17 protein-coding genes are annotated in these 19,886 nt (G+C 70.9%); all 17 read left to right on the top strand.

Going from position 1 to position 19,886, the window contains the following annotated elements; translation table 11 throughout:
* Positions 1–11 precede the first annotated feature (11 nt).
* The 17 genes from ACH4RC_RS32995 to ACH4RC_RS32915 all read left to right on the top strand — a co-directional run bounded on the left by ACH4RC_RS32995 (position 12) and on the right by ACH4RC_RS32915 (position 19,886).
* Positions 12–713, top strand: a complete 702-nt coding sequence (locus ACH4RC_RS32995; protein ID WP_398207420.1) for an SDR family oxidoreductase — start codon at positions 12–14, stop codon at positions 711–713.
* Between the two features lie 240 nt (positions 714–953).
* Positions 954–2,288: an IS701 family transposase gene (locus tag ACH4RC_RS32990; RefSeq protein WP_398207418.1), complete on the top strand. Its 1,335-nt coding sequence runs from the start codon at positions 954–956 to the stop codon at positions 2,286–2,288.
* Positions 2,285–3,787, top strand: coding sequence for a maltokinase (locus ACH4RC_RS32985; protein ID WP_398207416.1), 1,503 nt, complete (start codon positions 2,285–2,287; stop codon positions 3,785–3,787). Before ACH4RC_RS32990 ends, ACH4RC_RS32985 begins: the two co-directional genes overlap by 4 nt.
* A 148-nt stretch (positions 3,788–3,935) precedes the next feature.
* The gene (locus ACH4RC_RS32980) at positions 3,936–4,640 is read left to right on the top strand and encodes an EthD domain-containing protein (protein ID WP_398207415.1); all 705 of its coding nucleotides are present in this window, start codon (positions 3,936–3,938) and stop codon (positions 4,638–4,640) included.
* An 86-nt stretch (positions 4,641–4,726) separates the two neighbouring features.
* Positions 4,727–5,563, top strand: a complete 837-nt coding sequence (locus tag ACH4RC_RS32975) for a type 1 glutamine amidotransferase domain-containing protein (RefSeq protein WP_398207413.1) — start codon at positions 4,727–4,729, stop codon at positions 5,561–5,563.
* Between the two features lie 20 nt (positions 5,564–5,583).
* Positions 5,584–7,248: a thiamine pyrophosphate-binding protein gene (locus ACH4RC_RS32970; RefSeq protein WP_398207411.1), complete on the top strand. Its 1,665-nt coding sequence runs from the start codon at positions 5,584–5,586 to the stop codon at positions 7,246–7,248.
* Positions 7,241–7,840, top strand: a complete 600-nt coding sequence (locus ACH4RC_RS32965) for a DJ-1/PfpI family protein (protein ID WP_398207409.1) — start codon at positions 7,241–7,243, stop codon at positions 7,838–7,840. Before ACH4RC_RS32970 ends, ACH4RC_RS32965 begins: the two co-directional genes overlap by 8 nt.
* Positions 7,841–7,845: 5 nt before the next feature.
* Entirely contained in the window at positions 7,846–9,711 is a 1,866-nt protein-coding gene (locus ACH4RC_RS32960; RefSeq protein ID WP_398207408.1) for an AGE family epimerase/isomerase, read from the top strand.
* Positions 9,708–10,046, top strand: a complete 339-nt coding sequence (locus tag ACH4RC_RS32955) for an STAS domain-containing protein (RefSeq protein ID WP_398207406.1) — start codon at positions 9,708–9,710, stop codon at positions 10,044–10,046. The genes ACH4RC_RS32960 and ACH4RC_RS32955 overlap by 4 nt, the downstream gene beginning before the upstream one ends.
* Complete coding sequence (glgX, locus tag ACH4RC_RS32950; protein ID WP_398207404.1) at positions 10,046–12,184, top strand: glycogen debranching protein GlgX; 2,139 nt, start codon at positions 10,046–10,048, stop codon at positions 12,182–12,184. Before ACH4RC_RS32955 ends, glgX begins: the two co-directional genes overlap by 1 nt.
* Before the next feature lie 18 nt (positions 12,185–12,202).
* Positions 12,203–12,514, top strand: a complete 312-nt coding sequence (locus tag ACH4RC_RS32945; RefSeq protein WP_398207402.1) for an anti-sigma factor antagonist — start codon at positions 12,203–12,205, stop codon at positions 12,512–12,514.
* Positions 12,515–12,528: 14 nt separating this feature from the next.
* Positions 12,529–13,017, top strand: a complete 489-nt coding sequence (locus tag ACH4RC_RS32940; RefSeq protein WP_398207400.1) for an ATP-binding protein — start codon at positions 12,529–12,531, stop codon at positions 13,015–13,017.
* An 11-nt stretch (positions 13,018–13,028) separates the two neighbouring features.
* Positions 13,029–14,279, top strand: a complete 1,251-nt coding sequence (locus ACH4RC_RS32935) for a PP2C family protein-serine/threonine phosphatase (protein ID WP_398207398.1) — start codon at positions 13,029–13,031, stop codon at positions 14,277–14,279.
* Positions 14,280–14,328: 49 nt separating this feature from the next.
* On the top strand, positions 14,329–15,096 hold the full coding sequence (locus ACH4RC_RS32930; RefSeq protein ID WP_398207396.1) for a P-loop NTPase: 768 nt from the start codon (positions 14,329–14,331) through the stop codon (positions 15,094–15,096).
* Positions 15,097–15,163: 67 nt separating this feature from the next.
* Positions 15,164–17,200: a maltotransferase domain-containing protein gene (locus ACH4RC_RS32925; protein ID WP_398207395.1), complete on the top strand. Its 2,037-nt coding sequence runs from the start codon at positions 15,164–15,166 to the stop codon at positions 17,198–17,200.
* Positions 17,197–19,380 carry a 1,4-alpha-glucan branching protein GlgB gene (gene glgB, locus ACH4RC_RS32920; protein ID WP_398207393.1) on the top strand — a complete coding sequence of 728 codons (2,184 nt, stop codon included), beginning with the start codon at positions 17,197–17,199 and terminating at the stop codon, positions 19,378–19,380. Before ACH4RC_RS32925 ends, glgB begins: the two co-directional genes overlap by 4 nt.
* 20 nt (positions 19,381–19,400) lie before the next feature.
* The gene (locus tag ACH4RC_RS32915) at positions 19,401–19,886 is read left to right on the top strand and encodes a cation:proton antiporter regulatory subunit (protein WP_398207391.1); all 486 of its coding nucleotides are present in this window, start codon (positions 19,401–19,403) and stop codon (positions 19,884–19,886) included.

Genomic DNA, 19,886 nt, shown 5'->3' with positions numbered 1-19,886 from the left:
AGGGCAGCACCATGCACAGCCCCATTGCAGTCATCGGAGGGGCCGGCCGGACGGGCGCGATCATCACACGTCGCCTGACCGAGGAAGGCCGGAACGTACGAGTCGTCAGCCGCGAGCCGGAGCGCACGGTGCTCCCGCCCGGAGTGGAACGCCGCCGCGCCGACGTGCGGTACGCGGACTCCCTCGGCCCCGCGCTGCGGGACTGCTCCGGCATCGTGTTCGCCGTCGAGCCCGGCATCGCCGACTCCGGCCCGCACAGCCCCGGGACCACGGTCCACGACGGGGTGCGCAACGTGCTCGCCGCGGCCGCCGACGGCGGCCTGCGCCCGCACTTCGTCCTCATCAGCCAGATATACGTGACCCGTCGTGAGCACCCCATGAACGCCTACGGACGCCTGCTCGACTGGCGGCTGCGCGGCGAGGACGAGGTACGCGGATCGGGCCTGCCCTACACCGTCGTCCGCCCCAGCTGGCTGACGGACGGCGAGGACGCGGGCGCCCGGGTCCGTCTCGAACAGCACGACCGCGGCGACGGCTGGGTCTCCAGGAAGGCGCTCGCGGAGGCGTGCGTGCAGTCCCTGCACCTGCCCGCCGCGAACGGCACGACCTTCGAGCTCTACAACGAACCCGGACAGGAGCCCGCCGACTGGGCCCCGCTCTTCGAGCAGCTGACCCTCGACCGGGTCCCCGCGGGCCCGGGGGCGCTGCGCTGAGCGGCGCCTGAGCGCCACCGCACGTCGGGGAGGTGCCGGCCGGCACCTCCCGCTCAAGACCTGCCGGGCATTCCCCCGTCACCGGCAGGAGGGACACGGGACCGGCACCACCCGCCGGTCCCGTGTCCGCCACCGCTTCCTCGCTCCGGCCGCCCCCACCGCGTGTCGCATCCCGTTTCCGGCACGCGTCGGTGAGGCCTGCCCGGATTCGGCGGCCCCTTGTCCCTGCAGCAGTGATCCGTGGCCCACCGGGATGTGGCTCACGTCTTTGATGGAGAGGGGAGAACAGTGTCCGCAGAAAACCGGCAGACGCTTCCCGAAGGCATTTCACCGGACGAATTCGCTGAGGTTCTCTCTGCGCTGCGCTCCATTCCGCGAAGCGACCAGCGGCGCTGGGGAGAAATCTATGTAGGCGGGCTGCTCTCGGTCCGCGGAAAGAAGACCATGCGCGCGGTGGCCAATGGCGCGGGCAGCGGGGCCGAGCAAAGTCTTTACCAATTCATCAGCAAGTCTCCGTGGGACGCCGACCTGGTCCGCGGCGACCTGGCACGGCTGCTCATCGAGCGGGCGCAGCCCCGCGCCTGGGTGGTGCAGCCCCTCGTGATCCCGAAGGTCGGCCGGCACTCCGTCGGCGTGGAGCGGCAGTGGGTCCCCCGGATCGGACGGGTCGTCAACTGCCAGCAGGCGATGAGTGTCTGGCTCGCCGGGGACCGGGGAAGCTGCCCCGTGGACTGGCAGCTGGCACTGCCCGAGTGCTGGACGGACGAGGAGGACCGGCGCCGCCGTGCCTCCATCCCCACCGAGGTCGGATCGTGCCCGCCCGAGCAGTGTGCCGTCGACTCGGTGAGCAAGATGGCGCGGGAGTGGGGTCTGCGCGGCCGCCCGGTGGTGATGGACCTGCGCGAGACGCCGCCGCAGCCGGTCTGCGCGGAAATGACGGAGCGTCAGATCCCGTACGTGGTCCGTATCGACCCGTCCACCATCATCCCGGTGCCGCCCGCTCCGACGCCCGTGCCGGGCGGCCCCGCCGACCAGGCCGGGGGCTGGGTCGGCTCGGCCGGGCTGCTCTCCGCGCTGCACAAGCAGCGGATGCCGGTGGAGTGGTTCGACCACACGGCCCGCAGCATGCGCGCCACCTCGGTCGGCGCCGCCCGCATCGCGCTGCGCGGGCCTTCTTCCGCGTCCGGTCGGCCGGAACGCCTCGACCTCGTCCTGCTGGCCGCCTGGGCGGACCCCGGCCGGCGCTCCCCGAGCGAGTTCTGGCTCTCCAACCTCGCCCAGGCGCAGCTCGGCACCCTGTACCGCACGGCCATGCTCACCCGACGGGTGGAGCGCGATCTGGCGGAGGTGAGCGACGGTCTCGGCATCCGCGACTTCGAGGGCCGCTCCTACCGGGGCTGGCACCACCACATGACGATGGTGTCCCTGGCGCACGCGGTCACCCTGCTCTCGCCGCCCCGCGCACAGGACCCGCCCGCGCCCGCGGACCGGGTGGTGCTCACCTCGTCCCGGGACCGGGACGACACCCAGGTGTCGTCCCGCGACAGGAACGACACCCGGGTGAGCGCCGTATGACCGGGACCGGCCGGCCCGCCGCCCTGGCCCCGAGCTCCGACGGGCTGCGCGCCGGGGACCTGGACCCGATGGTCGGGGAGCTGTGCCGGCTGCTGCCGCGCTGGCTGCCCGGCAGGCGCTGGTACGCGGGCAAGGACCATGCGCTGTCCGAGGTCCGGCCCCTCCTCGCGGAGGTCGTCGTCCCGGGCACCCCCGCGCTGGTGCAGACCGTGTTCCGCACCGACGACGGTGCCTGCTACCAGCTCCTCGTCGGCGTCGTGCCCGGCCCGGCCGGGGCCCGCCCCGGTGTCGGCGGCGACGCCGTCATCGGCAGCGTCCGTACGGCGGACGGGCGGCGGCTCACCCTCTACGAGGCGAGCACCGATCCCGGGCTGCTCTCCGCACTGCTCGAACGCTTCGTCGCGGCCGAGCCGTGCGGGGCGCTCGAGTTCCACCACGTCGGCGGGGCGGTGATCCCGGCAGGACTGCCGGCGAGGCCGCTCACCGGGGAGCAGTCCAACACCTCGGTGGCCTTCGGCGACCGGCTGATGCTCAAGGTGCTGCGCCGCGTCATGCCGGGCGCCAACACCGAACTGGAGCTGCTGACCGCGCTGGAGCGGGCCGGTGACGTGCCGAGCGCGGCGCCCCTTGCCTGGGCGCAGAGCGCCGGGTGGCAGGGGGAGGAGCCGGCCGCCCTGTGTCTCCTCCAGGAGTTCGTGCCCTCGCGCGGGGACGGCTGGAGCCTCGCGACGACGGAGGCCGAGGCGTGCATGCGCGGGACGTGCGACTCCGTCGCGCCGCTGGGCGGCTTCTTTGGCGACGCGTTCGCCCTGGGGGAGGCGACCGCGCAGGTGCACCGGGCGCTCGCCGAGCAGTTGGAGGCCCGTCCGCTGACCCTGCCGGAGGCCGTGGAGCTGACCGACACCCTCGTGGCCCGGCTCGACGACGCTCTCGTCGAGGTGCCCGGCCTCGCCCCCTACGCGCGCGGGCTGCAGACGGCCTACCAGGACCTGCGCGAAGTGGTCGGCCGCGGCAACCCGCTGCCGGTCCAGCGCATCCACGGCGACCTCCACCTCGGCCAGGCGCTGCGCGCACCGGACGGCTGGGTACTGATCGACTTCGAGGGCGAGCCGGGACACCCCTTCGAGGAGCGGCGCCGGCCGCAGCCGGCGGTCCGCGACGTCGCCGCCATGCTGCGGTCCTTCGACTACGCGGCGCACCACGCGCTCGGCGAGATCCTCGGCGTCGCGCCCGGGGAGCGGGCGCACAGCGATCCGCGCGCCACGCGCCTGTCGCGCAGGGCCTCGGCATGGGCGGTCCACAACAGGCGTGCGTTCTGCGCCGGTTACACCGCGGCGGGAGGCCAGGACCCGCGCACCAACCCCGTGCTCCTGCGGGCGTTCGAGGCCGACAAAGCGGTGTACGAGGCGCTCTACGAGGCCCGCAACCGGCCCGCGTGGCTGCCCATACCCCTCGCCGCGGTGCGCCGCCTCGCGCACGGCAGCCGGTTCGTGGGCTGACGCGGTGGCCGTCGGCCCTGCTCGGCCTCTTCCCGCGCTTTTCCGGTCCGGGGGCTCCAGTTCTCCAGTTCAGGAAGTCGAATTCCCTTCTTTGCTGTGCAAGAGAGCCGCCGCACATGATGTATGAGCCCGTCCAAAGGAGATTCAGATGATCCACCAGTTCATTCTGGCGGCGCCCAAGCCGGGTATGACCGCGCAGGAATTCCAGGACTACTGGGTGAATGTCCACGCGGTGCAGTACGCATCGAAGATTCCGCAGATCCGTAAGTACATGGTCGACACGGTGGTGGACATCGAGGGAAATCTCGGCGAGCCGGCCCTGCCCCACCAGGGCATCGCCGAGATCTTCCTGGCCAACGGCGAGGAGCAGCTGGCCTCGCTGCAGACCGAGGAGTTCCTCCAGGGCGCCCGCCTGGACGAGCCCAACTGGGCCGCGTTCTGGCAGACCATCGTCATCGACACCACGGCGCACGAGATCGTCGCCGGCCCGCCCCTGGCCAAGGGGCAGCAGTGGGTCAAGCTCACCGTCCTGCAGAAGCGCCGCCCGGGCCTGGCCCTGGACGACTACCGCAAGCAGTCCCTCGACGCGTACGCCTCGGTCGTCAAGGGCACGCCCGGGCTGCGGCGTTACCTGCACGCCCACACCGTGGACGGCGCCTACGTCTTCGGCGAGGCGGCCTTCGACAGCGTCGAGCAACTGTGGTTCGACGACGCCGACGCCCTTGAGCAGGTGCTGCGTTCGCCCTACTTCACCGAGCAGGTGAAGGCCGCGCGCGACGAGATCGCCGACGAGAAGTACGTCTTCTCACTCGCCGCCGAGGAGAACTGGATCATCGGCCCGCAGGCCCGCTGATCCCCCTGATCCGGTGGCTGAGGCGCCGCCCCCTTCCGTCGCGGCGCCCGGCCACCCATCCCGAACCGATGACCGAAGGAGTCGGCGTGCCCAGGAAGAACGCCAAGAAGATCCTCGTGATCCTGTCGGAGTACGGCTACTGGGGCGAGGAGCTCGTCGGGCCCCTGCACCACTTCGACCAGCGGGGCTACGAGGTGGAGTTCGCCACCCCGACGGGGAAGCGCGCGCACGCGCTGCCGCCGTCGATGGACCCCGAGTACATCGACCCGCCGCTCGGCCGCTCGGTCACCGGCGAGGAGGTCGCGAAGCTCACCCAGGAGATCGACGCCTCCACCCGCCTGGACGACCCGATCGACATCTCCCGCTGGGTCCCCGAGCGCCCCTACACGGCCGACGACGACTACCTGCGCAAGCTGGAGGCCTACCACCGGGCGGTCGACGTGGTGGCGCAGGAGCTCGACGACTACGACGCGCTGCTCATCGTCGGCGGCTCGGGCCCGGTCGTGGACCTCGCCAACAACGAGCGGGTGCACCAGATCATCCTGTCCTTCCTGCGCGCCGACAAGCCGATCGCGGCCGAGTGCTACGGCGTCGCGCCGCTGGCCTTCGCCCGCGACTGGGAGGACCGCAAGTCGATCATCTGGGGCAAGCACGTCACGGGCCACTGCAAGGAGTACGACTACAAGGACGGCACCGGATTCCTCGGCACCGACTTCGTGATCGGCCCGCCGCCGTATCCGCTGGAGTACATCCTGCGCGACGCCACCGGACCCGAGGGCCGCTACATCGGGAACTTCGGCAAAGAGACCTCGGTGATCGTGGACTACCCGTTCGTCACGGGCCGTTCGACACCGGACTCCTATCTGACCGGAGAAAAGGTCGTCGAGGTGCTCGAGGACGGCCTGCGTCGCTTCGGCTGGTAATTCCCGGCAACGGTTCGAGAATGCGAGAGAAGGCAGACATGGCCAGGCAGGGCAATGCGGCGATCATCGAGCAGTTCATCGCCGACGGAATTCCCTTCATGTTCGGCAACCCAGGAACGGTCGAGCAGGGATTCCTGGACGCGCTGGAGGACTATGACGGCCTCCAGTACATCCTGACCCTGCAGGAGACCGTCGCGGCCGGGATCGCGGACGGCTACGCCCGCGCCACGGGCCGGCCCGCGCTCCTGCAACTGCACAGCGGGGTCGGTCTGGGCAATGCCATCGGCATGCTCTACCAGGCCAAGCGCGGCCACTCGCCGATCCTGACGATCGCGGGCGAGTCGGGTGTGCGATACGAGTCCATGGACGCCCAGATGGCGGCCGACCTGGTCGCCATGGCGAAGCCCGTGACCAAGTACGCGACGCGGGTCACCGACCCGCGCTCGGTGCTGCGGGTGCTGCGCCGGGCGATGAAGATCGCGATGACACCGCCGATGGGCCCGGTCTTCGTGGCGCTTCCTCTCGATGTGCTCGACGCCCTCAACACCGAGCAGATCGTGCCGACGTCCGCCCCGGCCACCCGCAGCGTTCCCGCCGACGGCCTGGTGGCGCAGGCGGCGCGGCTCCTCACCGGTGCCGAGAGGCCGGTCGTCCTGGTGGGCGACGGCGTCTCGGCCTCCGGCGCCCAGGACGAACTGGTGCGGGTGGCCGAGCAGTTGGGCGCCGACATCCACGGCGTCAACTACTCCGAGGTGAACCTCGACGTCACGCACCCGCTCTACCGCGGGGACCTCGGCCACATGTTCGGCGCCGTCAGCACGGCCGCGGTCAAGGACGCCGACGCGGTCCTGATCGTCGGCACGTACACCTTCCCCGAGGTCTTCCCGGACACCGGTGACCCGTTCCGCCCGGACGCGCGGATCGTCCACATCGACCTCGACGACTACGAGATCGCCAAGAACCACCCCGTCACGCTCGGGCTCGTCGCCGACCCGAAGGAGACCCTCGCCGCGCTCGCCACGCACCTGGAGAGCAAGCTGTCCGATCTCGACCGGGCGGCGGCGGGCGAGCGTCTGCGGACCCGGCGCGAGGAGCGGCCCGCCGGGGTGGCCGACGACGGCTCCCTGCTCCACGCCTTCCTGCGGGAGCTGGCGGGCCAGGTGCCCGACGACGTGATGGTCTTCGACGAGGCGCTGACCGCGTCCGGCGCGCTCGCGGCCCACCTGCCGGGCCGCCGGCCGGGCCACTGGTTCGCGACGCGCGGCGGCTCGCTGGGCGTCGGCATCCCCGGAGCGATGGGGATCAAGCTGGCCCACCCGGACAAGACCGTGATCGGCTTCACCGGCGACGGCGGCTCCATGTACACCTTCCAGGCGCTCTACACCGCCGTACGGCACGGCATCGGCGCCAAGTTCGTCGTCTGCAACAACCGGAGCTACAAGCTGCTCGACAACAACATCGAGCAGTACTGGCGGGAGCGGGACGTCGCCCCGCACGCGTACCCGACGCCGTTCGACCTGTCCCACCCCGAGCTGGGCTTCGCGCGGATCGCGGAGGGGTTCGGGGTCGAGGCCCTGCGGGTCGAGGACCACGGCCAGGTCACCGACGCGGTCAAGCGGATGCTCGCGGACGACAGGCCGTTTCTCATCGATCTGCGCACCACCGAAGGGGGAGACCGTGGCTGACGTACCGTCCCGGGACGGGGTGCTCAGCGGGCAGAAGATCGCGATCCTGGCGGAGAGCGACTTCTACGAGCCCGAGATCGCCTACTACCAGCGCCGGTTCGCCGAGGAAGGCGCCCAGGCCGACTTCGTCACCCGGATGTGGGGCAACAAGTCGATCACCTTCACCGGCCACGAGCACCGGGCTCCGCTGACGGTGACCCGCGGCCTGGAGGAGCTGGACGACCGCGGGCTGCGCGAGTACAGCGCACTGATCGTGCCCTCCGGCATGGTCGCCGACCGGCTGCGCTACACGGAGGACATCGAGCGGCTCGCCCCCGCCACGGACCTGCTGCGCCGGGCCTTCGCCCGGTCGGGCGTGGTCAAGGGGATCATCTGCCACGGCATGTGGCTGGCCTCGTCGATCCCCTACGTGGTGCGCGGCCGCAAGGTGGTCTGCCACAACAACCTGCTGGGCGACGTGCGGAACATGGGCGCCAACTACGTCGACCAGGACGTCGTCGTCGACGGGGACCTGGTGACCGCCCGCACCGGCGACCACTGCCACCTGTTCGCCCGGACCATCATCGACGAACTCGTACTGCGAGGGGTGTGACAGCCATGACCACCACGCCAGCTGTGCCGGGAAGCCCCCGGAACGTCGACTTCACCTTCTCGGACACCATCGCGGGACGGGTGACCGGCTTCGACAGCGAGGCCCGGGTCTTCACCGTCGCCACCGCCGACGGCCGCTTCTTCGACATCAGCATCGACGGCGGCCCCAGCGCGGAGATGCTGCACAACCTCGGCGAGCCGTACCAGGACGCCACCGGCCACGTCGACGAGCTGCTTGTCGAGGACGCCTTCGTCCTCGCCCACGGCGTCTTCTACCCCCACCGCGGCACACTGCGCTTTGAAGCCAAGCGGCTGATCTTCGTGGGCCGCGACCCCGAGGACTTCCGCTTCGAGGAGGCCGGCTGGTGGGTCAGGCAGATCAGGGAGATCGCCGGCTTCTACCGCAAGGCGCAGTTCGGCGACGGCCCCGTCGACTTCGCGGACTACCGCACGGAGATCCGGCTCGGCGGTGACAAGACCGCCAGCCACGTCCAGGAGACGGACACCATCTCCCGGCTCGTCTACGGCATGGCCTCCGCCTTCCTGCTCACCGGCGAGGACGAGTACCTGGAGGTCGCCGAGCGCGGCACCGAGTACCTGCGCGAGCACATGCGGTTCGTCGACACGGACGAGAACGTCGTGTACTGGTACCACGGCCTCAAGGTCGACGGTGACGTCGAGACGAAGCTGTTCACGTCCGAGTTCTCCGACGACTACGACGCGCTGCCCGCCTACGAGCAGATCTACGCGCTGGCCGGCCCCGTGCAGACCTACCGGATCACCGGCGACCCGCGGATCAAGTCGGACGCGGACGCCACCATCCGGCTCTTCGACCGGTTCTACCTGGACCCGGAGGAGGGCGGCTACTTCTCGCACATCGACCCGATCCTGCTCAGCCCCGACCACGCCTCGCTGGGCCCCAACCGGGCCCGCAAGAACTGGAACTCGGTGGGCGACCACGCACCCGCGTACCTGATCAACCTGTATCTGGCGACCGGCGAGCGGCGCTACGCCGACATGCTGGAGTACACCTTCGACACGATCGTCGAGCGCTTCCCCGACGCCAAGAACAGCCCGTTCGTGCAGGAGCGGTTCCACCGGGACTGGTCGCACGACACCACGCACGGGTGGCAGCAGAACCGCGCGGTCGTCGGGCACAACCTGAAGATCGCCTGGAACCTGATGCGCATGAACGCCCTGCGCCCCAAGGACGCCTACCTGCAGACAGCCCTCTCGCTCGGCGAAACCATGCCCGAGATCGGCAGCGACCGGCAGCGGGGCGGCTGGTACGACGTGGTGGAGCGCGTCAAGGTGGACGGCGAGGACAGGTTCCGTTTCGCCTGGCACGATCGCAAGGCGTGGTGGCAGCAGGAGCAGGCGATCCTCGCCTACCTGATCCTGCACGGCCTGACCGGGCGCGCGGACTTCCGTACCGAGGCGCGGGACGCCCAGTCCTTCTACAACGCGTTCTTCCTCGACCACGACGAGGGCGCCGTCTACTTCAACACCATGGCCAACGGCCTGCCCTACCTGCTCGGGGTGGAGCGCCTCAAGGGCAGCCACTCGATGTCGATGTACCACTCGGCCGAGCTGTGCTACCTGGCGGCCGTCTACAACAACCTGCTGGTGGGCGGCGAGCCGATGGACTTCTGGTTCAAGCCCGACCCCGCCCGGCTGGAGAACCGCATCCTGCGGGTCTCCCCCGACCTGCTGCCGCCCGGCGCCGTACGCATCGCGGCCGTCGAGATCGACGGGCAGGAGCACACCGACTTCCAGGCGCAGGCCCTGACCGTGCGGCTGCCCGACACCCCGGGCCGGGTCAAGGTCAGGGTGCGCCTCGAGCCCGACTCCCGTACGGAGGTGACGGGATGACCGTCAAAGTCAGTTCCCGGCTCGTCGCCGGCGCCACGGTCGTCGCCCTGGAGGGCGAGATCAACTCCACCACCTCCGGGGGGCTGCAGTCCCAGCTGCTGCCGCTGATCGGGCAGGGCGCCGTCGTCCTGATCGACCTCACCGGGATCTCGTACATCTCCAGCGCGGGCCTGCGCACCCTGCTGATCGTGCACCGCCACGCACAGCAGCTGAACGCCGGGATCACGCTGGTCGGTCTCTCCGAAGAGGTCTCGTTCGTCATGTCCGCCACGGGCTTCCTGGACTTCTTCAGAATCGCCGACGATCTGGCCGCCGAGCTGGAACGGGCGGGCTGATGACCACCCAGGAGATCCGCGAGCGCGTCGACGCCTTCCCCACGCACCGGATCGGCCCGTACCACGTCCGGGCCGGCCGGCCCTTCCCCTACGGCGCCACCCCGGTGCCCGGCGGGATCAACTTCTCGGTCTACTCCGACGGCGCCACCGCGATGAGCCTGGTGCTCTTCGAGCGCGGCGCCACCCGGCCCAGCGCCGAACTGGAGTTCCCCACGGAGTTCCGCACCGGCAGCGTCCACGCCATGACGGTCTTCGGGCTCGACGCGGAGAACCTGGAGTACGGGTTCCGCGCGCAGGGCCCCTTCGACCCGTCGCGCGGCGACCGCTTCGACGCCGGCAAGGTGCTCAGCGACCCCTACGCGCGGCTGATCTCCGGCCGCGAGGTGTGGGGGCGCGAGCCGGACTGGGACAACGTCTACCACTACCGCGCCCAGGTGCTGAACGACGACTTCGACTGGGGCGGCGACCGTCCGCCCGGCATCCCCGCCGAGGACCTCGTGATCTACGAGACCCACGTGCGCGGCTTCACCCGGCACGCCTCGTCACAGGTGTCGGCGCCGGGCACGTACGCCGGTCTGCGCGAGAAGATCCCCTACCTGCGGGAGCTGGGCGTCAACTGCCTGGAGCTGCTGCCCGTCTTCGAGTTCGACGAACTGGACAACCCGCGCACCGACCCGGTGACCGGCGAGCGCCTGTACAACTACTGGGGCTACAACACCGTCTCGTTCTTCGCCCCCAAGGCGGGGTACGCCGCCACCGGCGCGCTCGGCATGCAGGCCGACGAGTTCAAGACACTGGTCAAGGAGTTGCACAGGGCCGGCATCGAGGTCGTCCTCGACGTGGTCTTCAACCACACCGCCGAGGGCAACGAACAGGGCCCGACCATCTCCTTCCGCGGCCTGGACAACGCCACGTACTACATGCTCACGCCGCGCGGCGAGTACTACAACTTCAGCGGCACCGGCAACACCGTCAACTGCAACCACCCCGTGGTCCGGGACTTCGTGCTGTCCTGCCTGCGCCACTGGGTCGCCGAGTACCACATCGACGGGTTCCGGTTCGACCTCGCGGCCATCCTCGACCGCGCCCCGGACGGCACCCCGCTGCCCAACCCGCCGCTCCTCGAACAGCTCGCGCACGACCCGATCCTGCGCCACACCAAGCTGATCGCCGAGGCCTGGGACGCGGCCGGCCTCTACCAGGTCGGGAACTTCCCCAACTACGGCCGCTGGTCGGAGTGGAACGGCAAGTACCGCGACACGGTCCGGCGCTTCGTCAAGGGCGAGCCCGGTCTGGTCGGTGAACTGGCGACCCGGATGGCCGGCTCACCCGACCTCTACCAGGGCCGGACCTCCTCCGCGTCGGTCAACTTCATCACCGCCCACGACGGCTTCACCCTGGCCGACCTCGTCTCGTACAACGACAAGCACAACGAGGCCAACGGCGAGGACAACAACGACGGCGCCAACGACAACAACAGCTGGAACTGCGGCGACGAGGGCCCCAGCGACTCCCCGCACGTACGCGAACTGCGGACGCGGCAGATGAAGAACCTGCTGACCATCCTGCTGACGAGCCAGGGCATCCCGATGATGCTGGCGGGCGACGAGGTCGGCCGCACCCAGCTCGGCAACAACAACACCTACTGCCAGGACAACGAACTCTCCTGGTTCGACTGGTCGCTCGTCGAGACCAACGCCGAGCTGCTGCGCTTCACCAGGGCGCTGATCGCCTTCCGGCACGCGCACCCGGTGCTGCGCTCCAGCGACCACCCGACCGGCACGGACCGGGTCGGCAGCGGCTACCCCGACGTCAGCTGGCACGGCGTCCGGGCCTGGGCCCCGGACTGGGCCGACCACGGCCGGGTGCTCGCGATGATGCGGTGCGGCCGGCACGCCAAGGGCGGCAGCGTGGCGGACGAGCACGTGTACGTCGCCGTGAACGCCCACTGGGAGGCGCACGACCTGGAGCTGCCCGCCCTCCCCGACGGGCAGCGCTGGCACCTCTTCGCCGACACGGGCACGGCCGTTCATCCCCTCGGCGCCGAGCCGGAGCTCCAGCACCCCGGGCGCTACCACCTGGGATCCCACTCCGCGGTCGTCCTCGTGGGGCGCGCGGCCCCTTCGACGACCGCTTGACGCAGAAGGAGAACCACCATGGCTTTCGACGTGCGCCTGAGGATCAACGACAACGTCGCCACCATCGAGCTCAAGGGCGAGCTGGACGCCTCGACGGCGGGTGAGTTCCACGACACGGTCGGCCGCGCGGCCGGCGCCGGCGCCGTCGAACTGGTCATCCGCGCCGAACAGCTCGGCTACCTCTCCAGCGCCGGACTGCGCTCCCTGGTCTTCGCCCGCCAGAAGATGGGCGACGGCGTGCGGATCGCCGTCGTGGGCGCGTCCGACCCGGTGGCGCGGACCATCAGGCTCGCCGGGTTCGACCACAGCATCGATCTCGTGGACGCCTGAAGGGACGCACCGAGATGACGTTCGACTTCGAGGCCACCGCATCCGGCGGGGCAGCGGGCGTCGCACAGGCGCCCGGGTGCGGCGACGCGAACGCACTCCGCGTTCCCGCGACGGTCGAAGCGCTGGAGCCGGTGGCCGACTTCGTCCTCGGCCTGGGCGAGCGGGCCGGCCTCCCGGAGAGCTCGCTGTACCGGCTGCGCCTGGCCGCCGACGAGCTGGCCACCAACATCGTCCTGCACGGCTACCGCGGCGAGCCGGGCGCGATCACCGTGCACGGCGGGATCGACCCCGGCCAGGTGTGGGTCCGCTTCCAGGACGACGCCCCGGCCTTCGACCCCCGGCAGGGCATGCGCGAGCCCGCGCTCGATGTACCGCTCGAAGAACGGCAGATCGGTGGCCTGGGCGTTTTCCTGGCGTTCACAGCGGTGGACGTCTTCGAGTACGAGCTGGTCGCGGGGCGCAATGTGAGCACCCTCGTGATGCGCCGGCCGGCAGCGGAGTAGACGAGGCGGAGATGGCGCAGACGAGAGTGCTGATACTCGATGAGCGGCGGTCCGTGCCGACGGGGCTGTCCACGGCCCTCGACGCCGTGGGCGCCGAGGCACACATCTGTACACCGGGCGAAGTCCTTGCCGCGTCGCCAGGCCGGATGCCGGCGGTGACCGCCCTGCTCGCCAACGCCACGCTGGCGCCCCACACGGTCAAGTCGGTGGCCCGCCGCCTGGCGGACGAGGGCCAGCAGCCCACCGTGGTGGCGTACGCGGAGCACGATCTGCACCTCCTCGACGGCCATGTGCGCGCGGGCTCGGACTACCTGCTGCCGCCCTTCCACCCGGTACTGGTGGAGGCGCGGCTGCGGGACTGCCATCAGCACGCCGAGCTCAACCGGAACATGGAGGAGGTCGCCGCCCACGCCGAACTCCTCAGCTACGAACGGGAGCTGGAGATAGGGAGGGAGATCCAGCTGGGGTTCCTGCCGGACTCCCTGCCCAGCCCGGACGGCTGGGACATCCGGGTGCGTTTCCGGCCCGCGCGGACCGTCGCCGGTGACTTCTACGACGTCTTCGAACTGGTCAACCGGCGCCGCCTGGCCCTCGTCGTCGCCGACGTGTGCGACAAGGGGGTCGGCGCGGCCCTCTTCATGGCGCTCATCCGCTCACTGCTGCGGCACACCGCCGAACAGAGCGGCCTGCAGAACCTCATCGCGGCGGACCTCATGGGCGAGGAGCCCGGCGGCGGCGAGCACACCCGGGCCATCCCCGTCGTGGGCGCGACCCCGCTGCTCAACGCCGTCGTGGGCACCAACAGCTACCTGACCCGCAACCACATCAAGCAGGGCTACTTCGCCACCATGTTCTTCGGCGTCCTCGACCCGGTGACCGGCAACCTCGTCTACATCAACGGCGGACACAACCCCCCCGTGCTGGTCAGCGGAAGCGGCGCCGAACCGGTACTCCTCCAGCCCACGGGCCCGGTCGTCGGCGTCATGCCGGACTGCACCTTCTCCCTGGGATACACGCAGATCAGCCCCGGGGACACGCTCTTCATCTACACGGACGGGGTCACCGAGGCGCGGTCGGAGAGCGGCCACTTCTTCGGCGAGGACCTCCTCGTCGAGCAGCTGACCGAGGCCTCGGTGCGCGGCGAGGAACTGCTCGACCACATGGACGGCGCGCTCAGCGCGTTCGTCGGCCAGGCCGAACAGTCCGACGACATCACCATGCTGGCCGTCCACTGGCAGGCACCGGCCGGAGCCGCCGACTGACCGCGCACCGGCCCGACCGCCGACCCCCGCAAACCGTCAGGTGGAGAACATGTCGCAGATCATCACGGTGCACTCCTACCGAGGGGGCACCGGCAAATCCAGCACGACCGCCAACCTCGGGCTGCTGCTGGCCTCCTCGGGCCTGCGGGTCGCCCTGGTGGACACCGACATCCAGACGCCGGCCCTCGACGTGATGTTCGGTGATGTCGCGCTCCCCGCGAAGCGGTCGCTGACCGACTACCTCATCGGCCGCTGCGAGATCGAGGAGGCGGCGTACGCCGTCGACCACAGCGTCGGCCACGACGGGTTCTTCCTGGTCCCGGCCAGGAGCCAGGCCACCGGCGTCAACGAGATCATGGGCCGCGGCTACGACGTCGGCCTGCTGCGCGAGGGCTTCGACCGGCTCATCGACACGCTGGCACTCGACGTGCTGCTGCTCGACACGCACGCCGGTTTCAACAACGAGACCGTGACCGCGATGGCGAGTTCGGACGCGCTCGTCGTCGTGACCCGGGCCGACCGCCTCGACCTCGCGGGCGCCAGGGAGACCACGGCCCTGGCGAGCCGGCTCGGGTTCGGCGCCCTGAGCATCGCCGTGAACATGGCCCCCGACGGCGCCGTGGACGACCGGCTGCTCGGCGAGGTGGAGAGCGCCTACGACACCCGCGTCACCACGGTGCTGCCCTACGCACCGGAAATGGTGCGGCTCGCCGGGGAGCGGGTGTTCTCCACGGCCTACCCGCACCACCCGCTGGTCTCCGGTTACCGCCGGATCATCTCCGAGGTCAGCAACGGCACCACCGCGATCCGGCGCTGACCCGGCCACCGGCCGGCTAAGCCGCCCGCACCACTCACCGGACCCGAGCACCATGGAGGGCAAGCCCATGCAGCGCGACGCGACGCGCCCGGCCGCCGAACCACGTGTGGGCCGCATCCCCATCGTGGACGTGGCGCCGCGGATCGACGACGGAGCGGGGGGCCGCAGCCCCGCCCGCGCCGTACCCGGCGAGGAGTTCGCCGTCTCGGCCACCGTCTTCCGGGAAGGACACGACGCGGTCGGCGCCGGTGTCGTCCTCACCGACCCCCACGGCCGGGCGGGCGACCTGATCCCGATGCGTCTCGTGGCCCCCGGGACGGACCGCTGGACCGCGTGGGTCAGCGCCGCGGCGGAAGGCGACTGGACCTACCGGGTGGAGGCGTGGAGCGACCCCTGGGCGACCTGGCTCCACACCGCCGAGATCAAGGTCCCGGCCGGGACCGACGCCGAACTGGTCCTGACCGAGGGCGCGTCGCTCCTCAAGGAGGCGGTCGGCACGGTCCCGGCCGCCGAGGCGGCGCGGCTCACCGAAGCGGCCGCGCTGCTCACGGACGCGCGCCGCGACGCCCAGGAGCGCCTCGCCGCCGCCACGGCGGCCGTGAGCGGCCTGCTCGCCGCCCACCCGCCCCGCAGACTGCTCACCCGCTCCCCGGAACTGCCGCTGCGGGTGGACCGGGAACGGGCCCTGTACGGCGCGTGGTACGAGTTCTTCCCCCGGTCCGAAGGGGCCGTGCCCGCCCGCACGGTGGACGGCGTCACCGAGCCCCCGCGGCCGGGCACGCTGCGGACGGCGGCCAAACGCCTCGAGGCCGTCGCGGACATGGGCTTCGACGTGGTCTACCTCCCGCCGGTCCATCCGATCGGCACCACCCACCGCAAGGGCGCGGGCAACACGCTCGAAGCGGGTCCGCACGACCCCGGCTCGCCCTGGGCGATCGGGTCGGCCGAGGGCGGCCACGACGCCGTCCACCCCGAACTCGGCACCATCGAGGACTTCGACCACTTCGTCGCGCGCGCCGCCGAACTCGGCCTCGAGGTCGCCCTCGACTTCGCCCTCCAGTGCTCCCCGGACCACCCCTGGGTCACCGAGCACCCCGAGTGGTTCCACCACCGCCCCGACGGCTCCGTCGCGTACGCCGAGAACCCGCCGAAGAAGTACCAGGACATCTACCCGATCGACTTCGACACCGATCCGGACGGACTGCACACGGAGTGCCTGCGCGTGCTGCGGCACTGGATGGACCACGGCGTACGGATCTTCCGCGTCGACAATCCGCACACCAAACCCGTCGCCTTCTGGGAACGGCTGATCGCCGCGGTGCACGAGGGCGACCCCGACGTGCTCTTCCTCGCCGAGGCGTTCACCCGCCCGGCCATGCTGCACGCCCTGGCCCGCGTGGGATTCCACCAGTCGTACACGTACTTCACGTGGCGCAACTCCAAGGACGAGGTGGAGAGCTACCTCTCCGAACTGGCCGGCCTCGGCGGCGAGGAGAGCGCCGCCTACCTGCGGCCCAACCTCTTCGTGAACACCCCCGACATCCTCAACGCCTACCTCCAGTACGGCGGCAGAGCGGCCTTCGCCGCGCGTGCCGTACTCGCCGCGACAGCCGGTCCGGCCTGGGGGGTGTACGCCGGGTACGAGCTGTACGAGAACGTACCGACGGGGCCCGGCAGCGAGGAGTACCTGGACTCCGAGAAGTACCAGCTGCGCCCCCGCGACTGGGCCGGCGCGCAGGACGCGGGCGACTCCCTGGCCCCGCTGATCCGCGCGCTCAACGACATCCGGCGCGCCCATCCGGCCCTCCGCCGACTGCGCAACCTCCGCTTCCACCGCACCGACAACGACGCGGTGACCTGCTACTCCAAACGGACCGCCACAGGCGACTGGGTCCTCGTGGTGCTCAACCTCGACCCGCACGAGACACGCGAGGCGACGGTCACCCTCGACCTGCCCGCCCTCGGCGTCGAGCGCTCGGAGACCTTCGCGGTGCGCGACGCCCTGTCGGGCGAGGAGTACCGCTGGGGCCGCGACAACTACGTACGCCTCGATCCCCGGTATCGAGTGGCCCACATACTCACGGACGGGACATCGCAGTCGTGACCACCGCACAGCGCCCCTCGGCCCTGCCCGCCACCCGCCTCAAGCGGCTCACCACCGGAGAGTTCAGCGACCCGCACGCCCTGCTCGGCCCGCACCCGGCCGCCGAGGGCGTGACCGTACGGGTGCTGCGGCCGCTCGCCGACCAGGTGTGGCTGACCACGCCGTCGGGCGAGCCGCTGACCGGGCTCGCGCACGAGGGCGAGGGTGTCTTCGCGGGCCGCCTGCCGGGCCCGGCCGTGCCCGACTACCGGGTGCGGGTCCGCTACGGCACCGATGCGTACGACTACGACGACCCCTACCGCTTTCCGCCCACCCTCGGCGAACTCGACCTGCACCTGATCCGCGAGGGCCGGCACGAGCAGCTGTGGCGGGTGCTCGGGGCCCGGGTCTGCGCGCACGAGTCCGGCTGGGGCCCGGTGGCCGGGGTGGCCTTCGCCGTGTGGGCGCCGAACGCCCGCGCCGTGCGGCTCGTCGGCGACTTCAACCACTGGGACGGCAGAGCACACCCGATGCGCTCGCTCGGCGCCTGCGGGGTGTGGGAGCTGTTCGTCCCCGGCGTCGAGGAAGGCTGCCGGTACAAGTACGAGATCGCCACCCCGGACGGCCGCTGGACCCAGAAGGCGGACCCGCTCGCCACCTCGGCCGAGCAGGCACCGGGCACCGCCTCCCGCGTCTTCCGCTCCCGCCACACCTGGAGCGACGACGCCTGGATGGCGCGGCGCGGCGAACGCACCGTGGACCGCTCCGCCATGAGCGTCTACGAGGTGCACCTGGGATCGTGGCGGCCGGGCCTCGACTACCGCGGCCTGGCGGCGGAACTCCCCGCCTACGTCAAGGCGCTGGGCTTCACGCACGTCGAGTTCATGCCGGTGGCGGAGCACCCGTTCGGAGGCTCGTGGGGCTACCAGGTGTCGTCCTACTACGCCCCGGCGGCGGGCCTCGGCAGCCCCGACGACTTCCGGGCCCTGGTCGACGCGCTGCACCGGGCCGGCATCGGCGTCATCGTGGACTGGGTCCCCGCCCACTTCCCCAAGGACGACTGGGCCCTCGCGCGCTTCGACGGGACCGCGCTGTACGAACACCCCGATCCGCGCCGCGGCGAACACCCCGACTGGGGCACGCTCGTCTTCGACCACGGGCGGGCCGAGGTACGCAACTTCCTCGTCGCCAACGCGGTGTACTGGTGCGAGGAGTTCCACATCGACGGCCTGCGCGTCGACGCCGTCGCCTCCATGCTCTACCTCGACTACTCGCGCGCCGACGGCGCCTGGCTGCCGAACGTGTACGGCGGCCGCGAGAACCTGGAGGCGGTCGAGTTCCTCCAGGAGACGAACGCCACGGTGGTCCGCCGCTGCCCCGGGGTGGTGACCATCGCGGAGGAGTCCACGGCGTGGGACGGCGTCACCCGCCGCACCGACCTCGGCGGCCTCGGCTTCGCCCTGAAGTGGAACATGGGCTGGATGCACGACTCGCTGTCGTACATGGCCGAGGACCCGGTGCACCGCCAGTACCACCACCACTTGATGACGTTCCCGATGGTGTACGCCTACGCGGAGAACCACACCCTGCCGATCAGCCACGACGAAGTGGTGCACGGCAAGGGTTCGCTGCTGACGAAGATGCCCGGCGACCGCTGGCAGCAGCTCGCCAACCTGCGTGCCTACCTCTCCTTCATGTGGGCCTTCCCCGGCAAACAACTCCTCTTCATGGGGCAGGAGTTCGCCCAGGACACCGAGTGGTCCCACGAACGCGGCCCGGACTGGTCCGTCCTTCGCCGCAGCTCGCACGCGGCCGTGCGCGAGCTGGTGCGCGACCTCAACCGCGGCTACCTCGACGACCCCGCGCTGTGGAGCCTCGACACCGAACCGGAGGGTTTCCGCTGGATCGACGCGGACGCCGCCGAGGACAACATCTACTCCTTCGTACGCCACGGAGAGGGCGGTGAGTCGCTGGTCTGCGTCTTCAACTTCCAGCCCACGATCCGGCGCGACTTCGTCCTGGCACTGCCCGAGGCGGGCCCGTGGACCGAGGTGCTCAACACGGACGCGACCCGGTACGGAGGCTCCGGCGCCACCAACCCCGGACCCGTCCACGCCGTCCCCGAACCCCGGCAGTCCCTGCCGGCCTGCGCGCGCGTGACCCTGCCGCCGCTGGGCGGCGTGTGGTTCCGCAAGCAATGACGCAGTCTTGAGGAGAGACGATGCCCGCTCCCCGCCTGAGGACCACCCCGCTGCCCGGCATAGGGGTGCAGTACGAGCTCACGACCCGGCGGCACGACACGCTGTCGGTGATCGCCCACCGGGACAGCAAGCGCACCCTGAACGTGCATCACGACGACGACCCGGACTCCTGCGGCCTCTCGCTGCCGCTGACCGCCGCGGAGGCACTGTCCCTCGCCGACGCCCTGCTGCCCGGGCACAACAGCCCCAATCTGCTGCACACCAGCGACTTCGGGCTCCTGGCCGAGCAGATCACCATCACCGGAACCTCGTACTGGAACGGGCGCACCCTGGGGGAGACCAGGATGCGTACCGACACCGGGGCCTCCGTCGTCGCCGTCATGCGCCGCTCCCACGCCGTCCCCTCGCCCGGCCCCGACTTCCGGCTGCACGGGGGCGACACCGTGATCGTCATCGGCACCCGGGAAGGCGTGGACGGCGCCCACGAGATCCTCGAGCGGGGCTGA

This window comes from Streptomyces sp. NPDC016845, from assembly GCF_044332585.1.
GTDB lineage: Bacteria > Actinomycetota > Actinomycetes > Streptomycetales > Streptomycetaceae > Streptomyces.
Note: the sequence above shows the minus strand (reverse complement) of the source record. Positions and strands in the feature narration are given on the sequence as shown.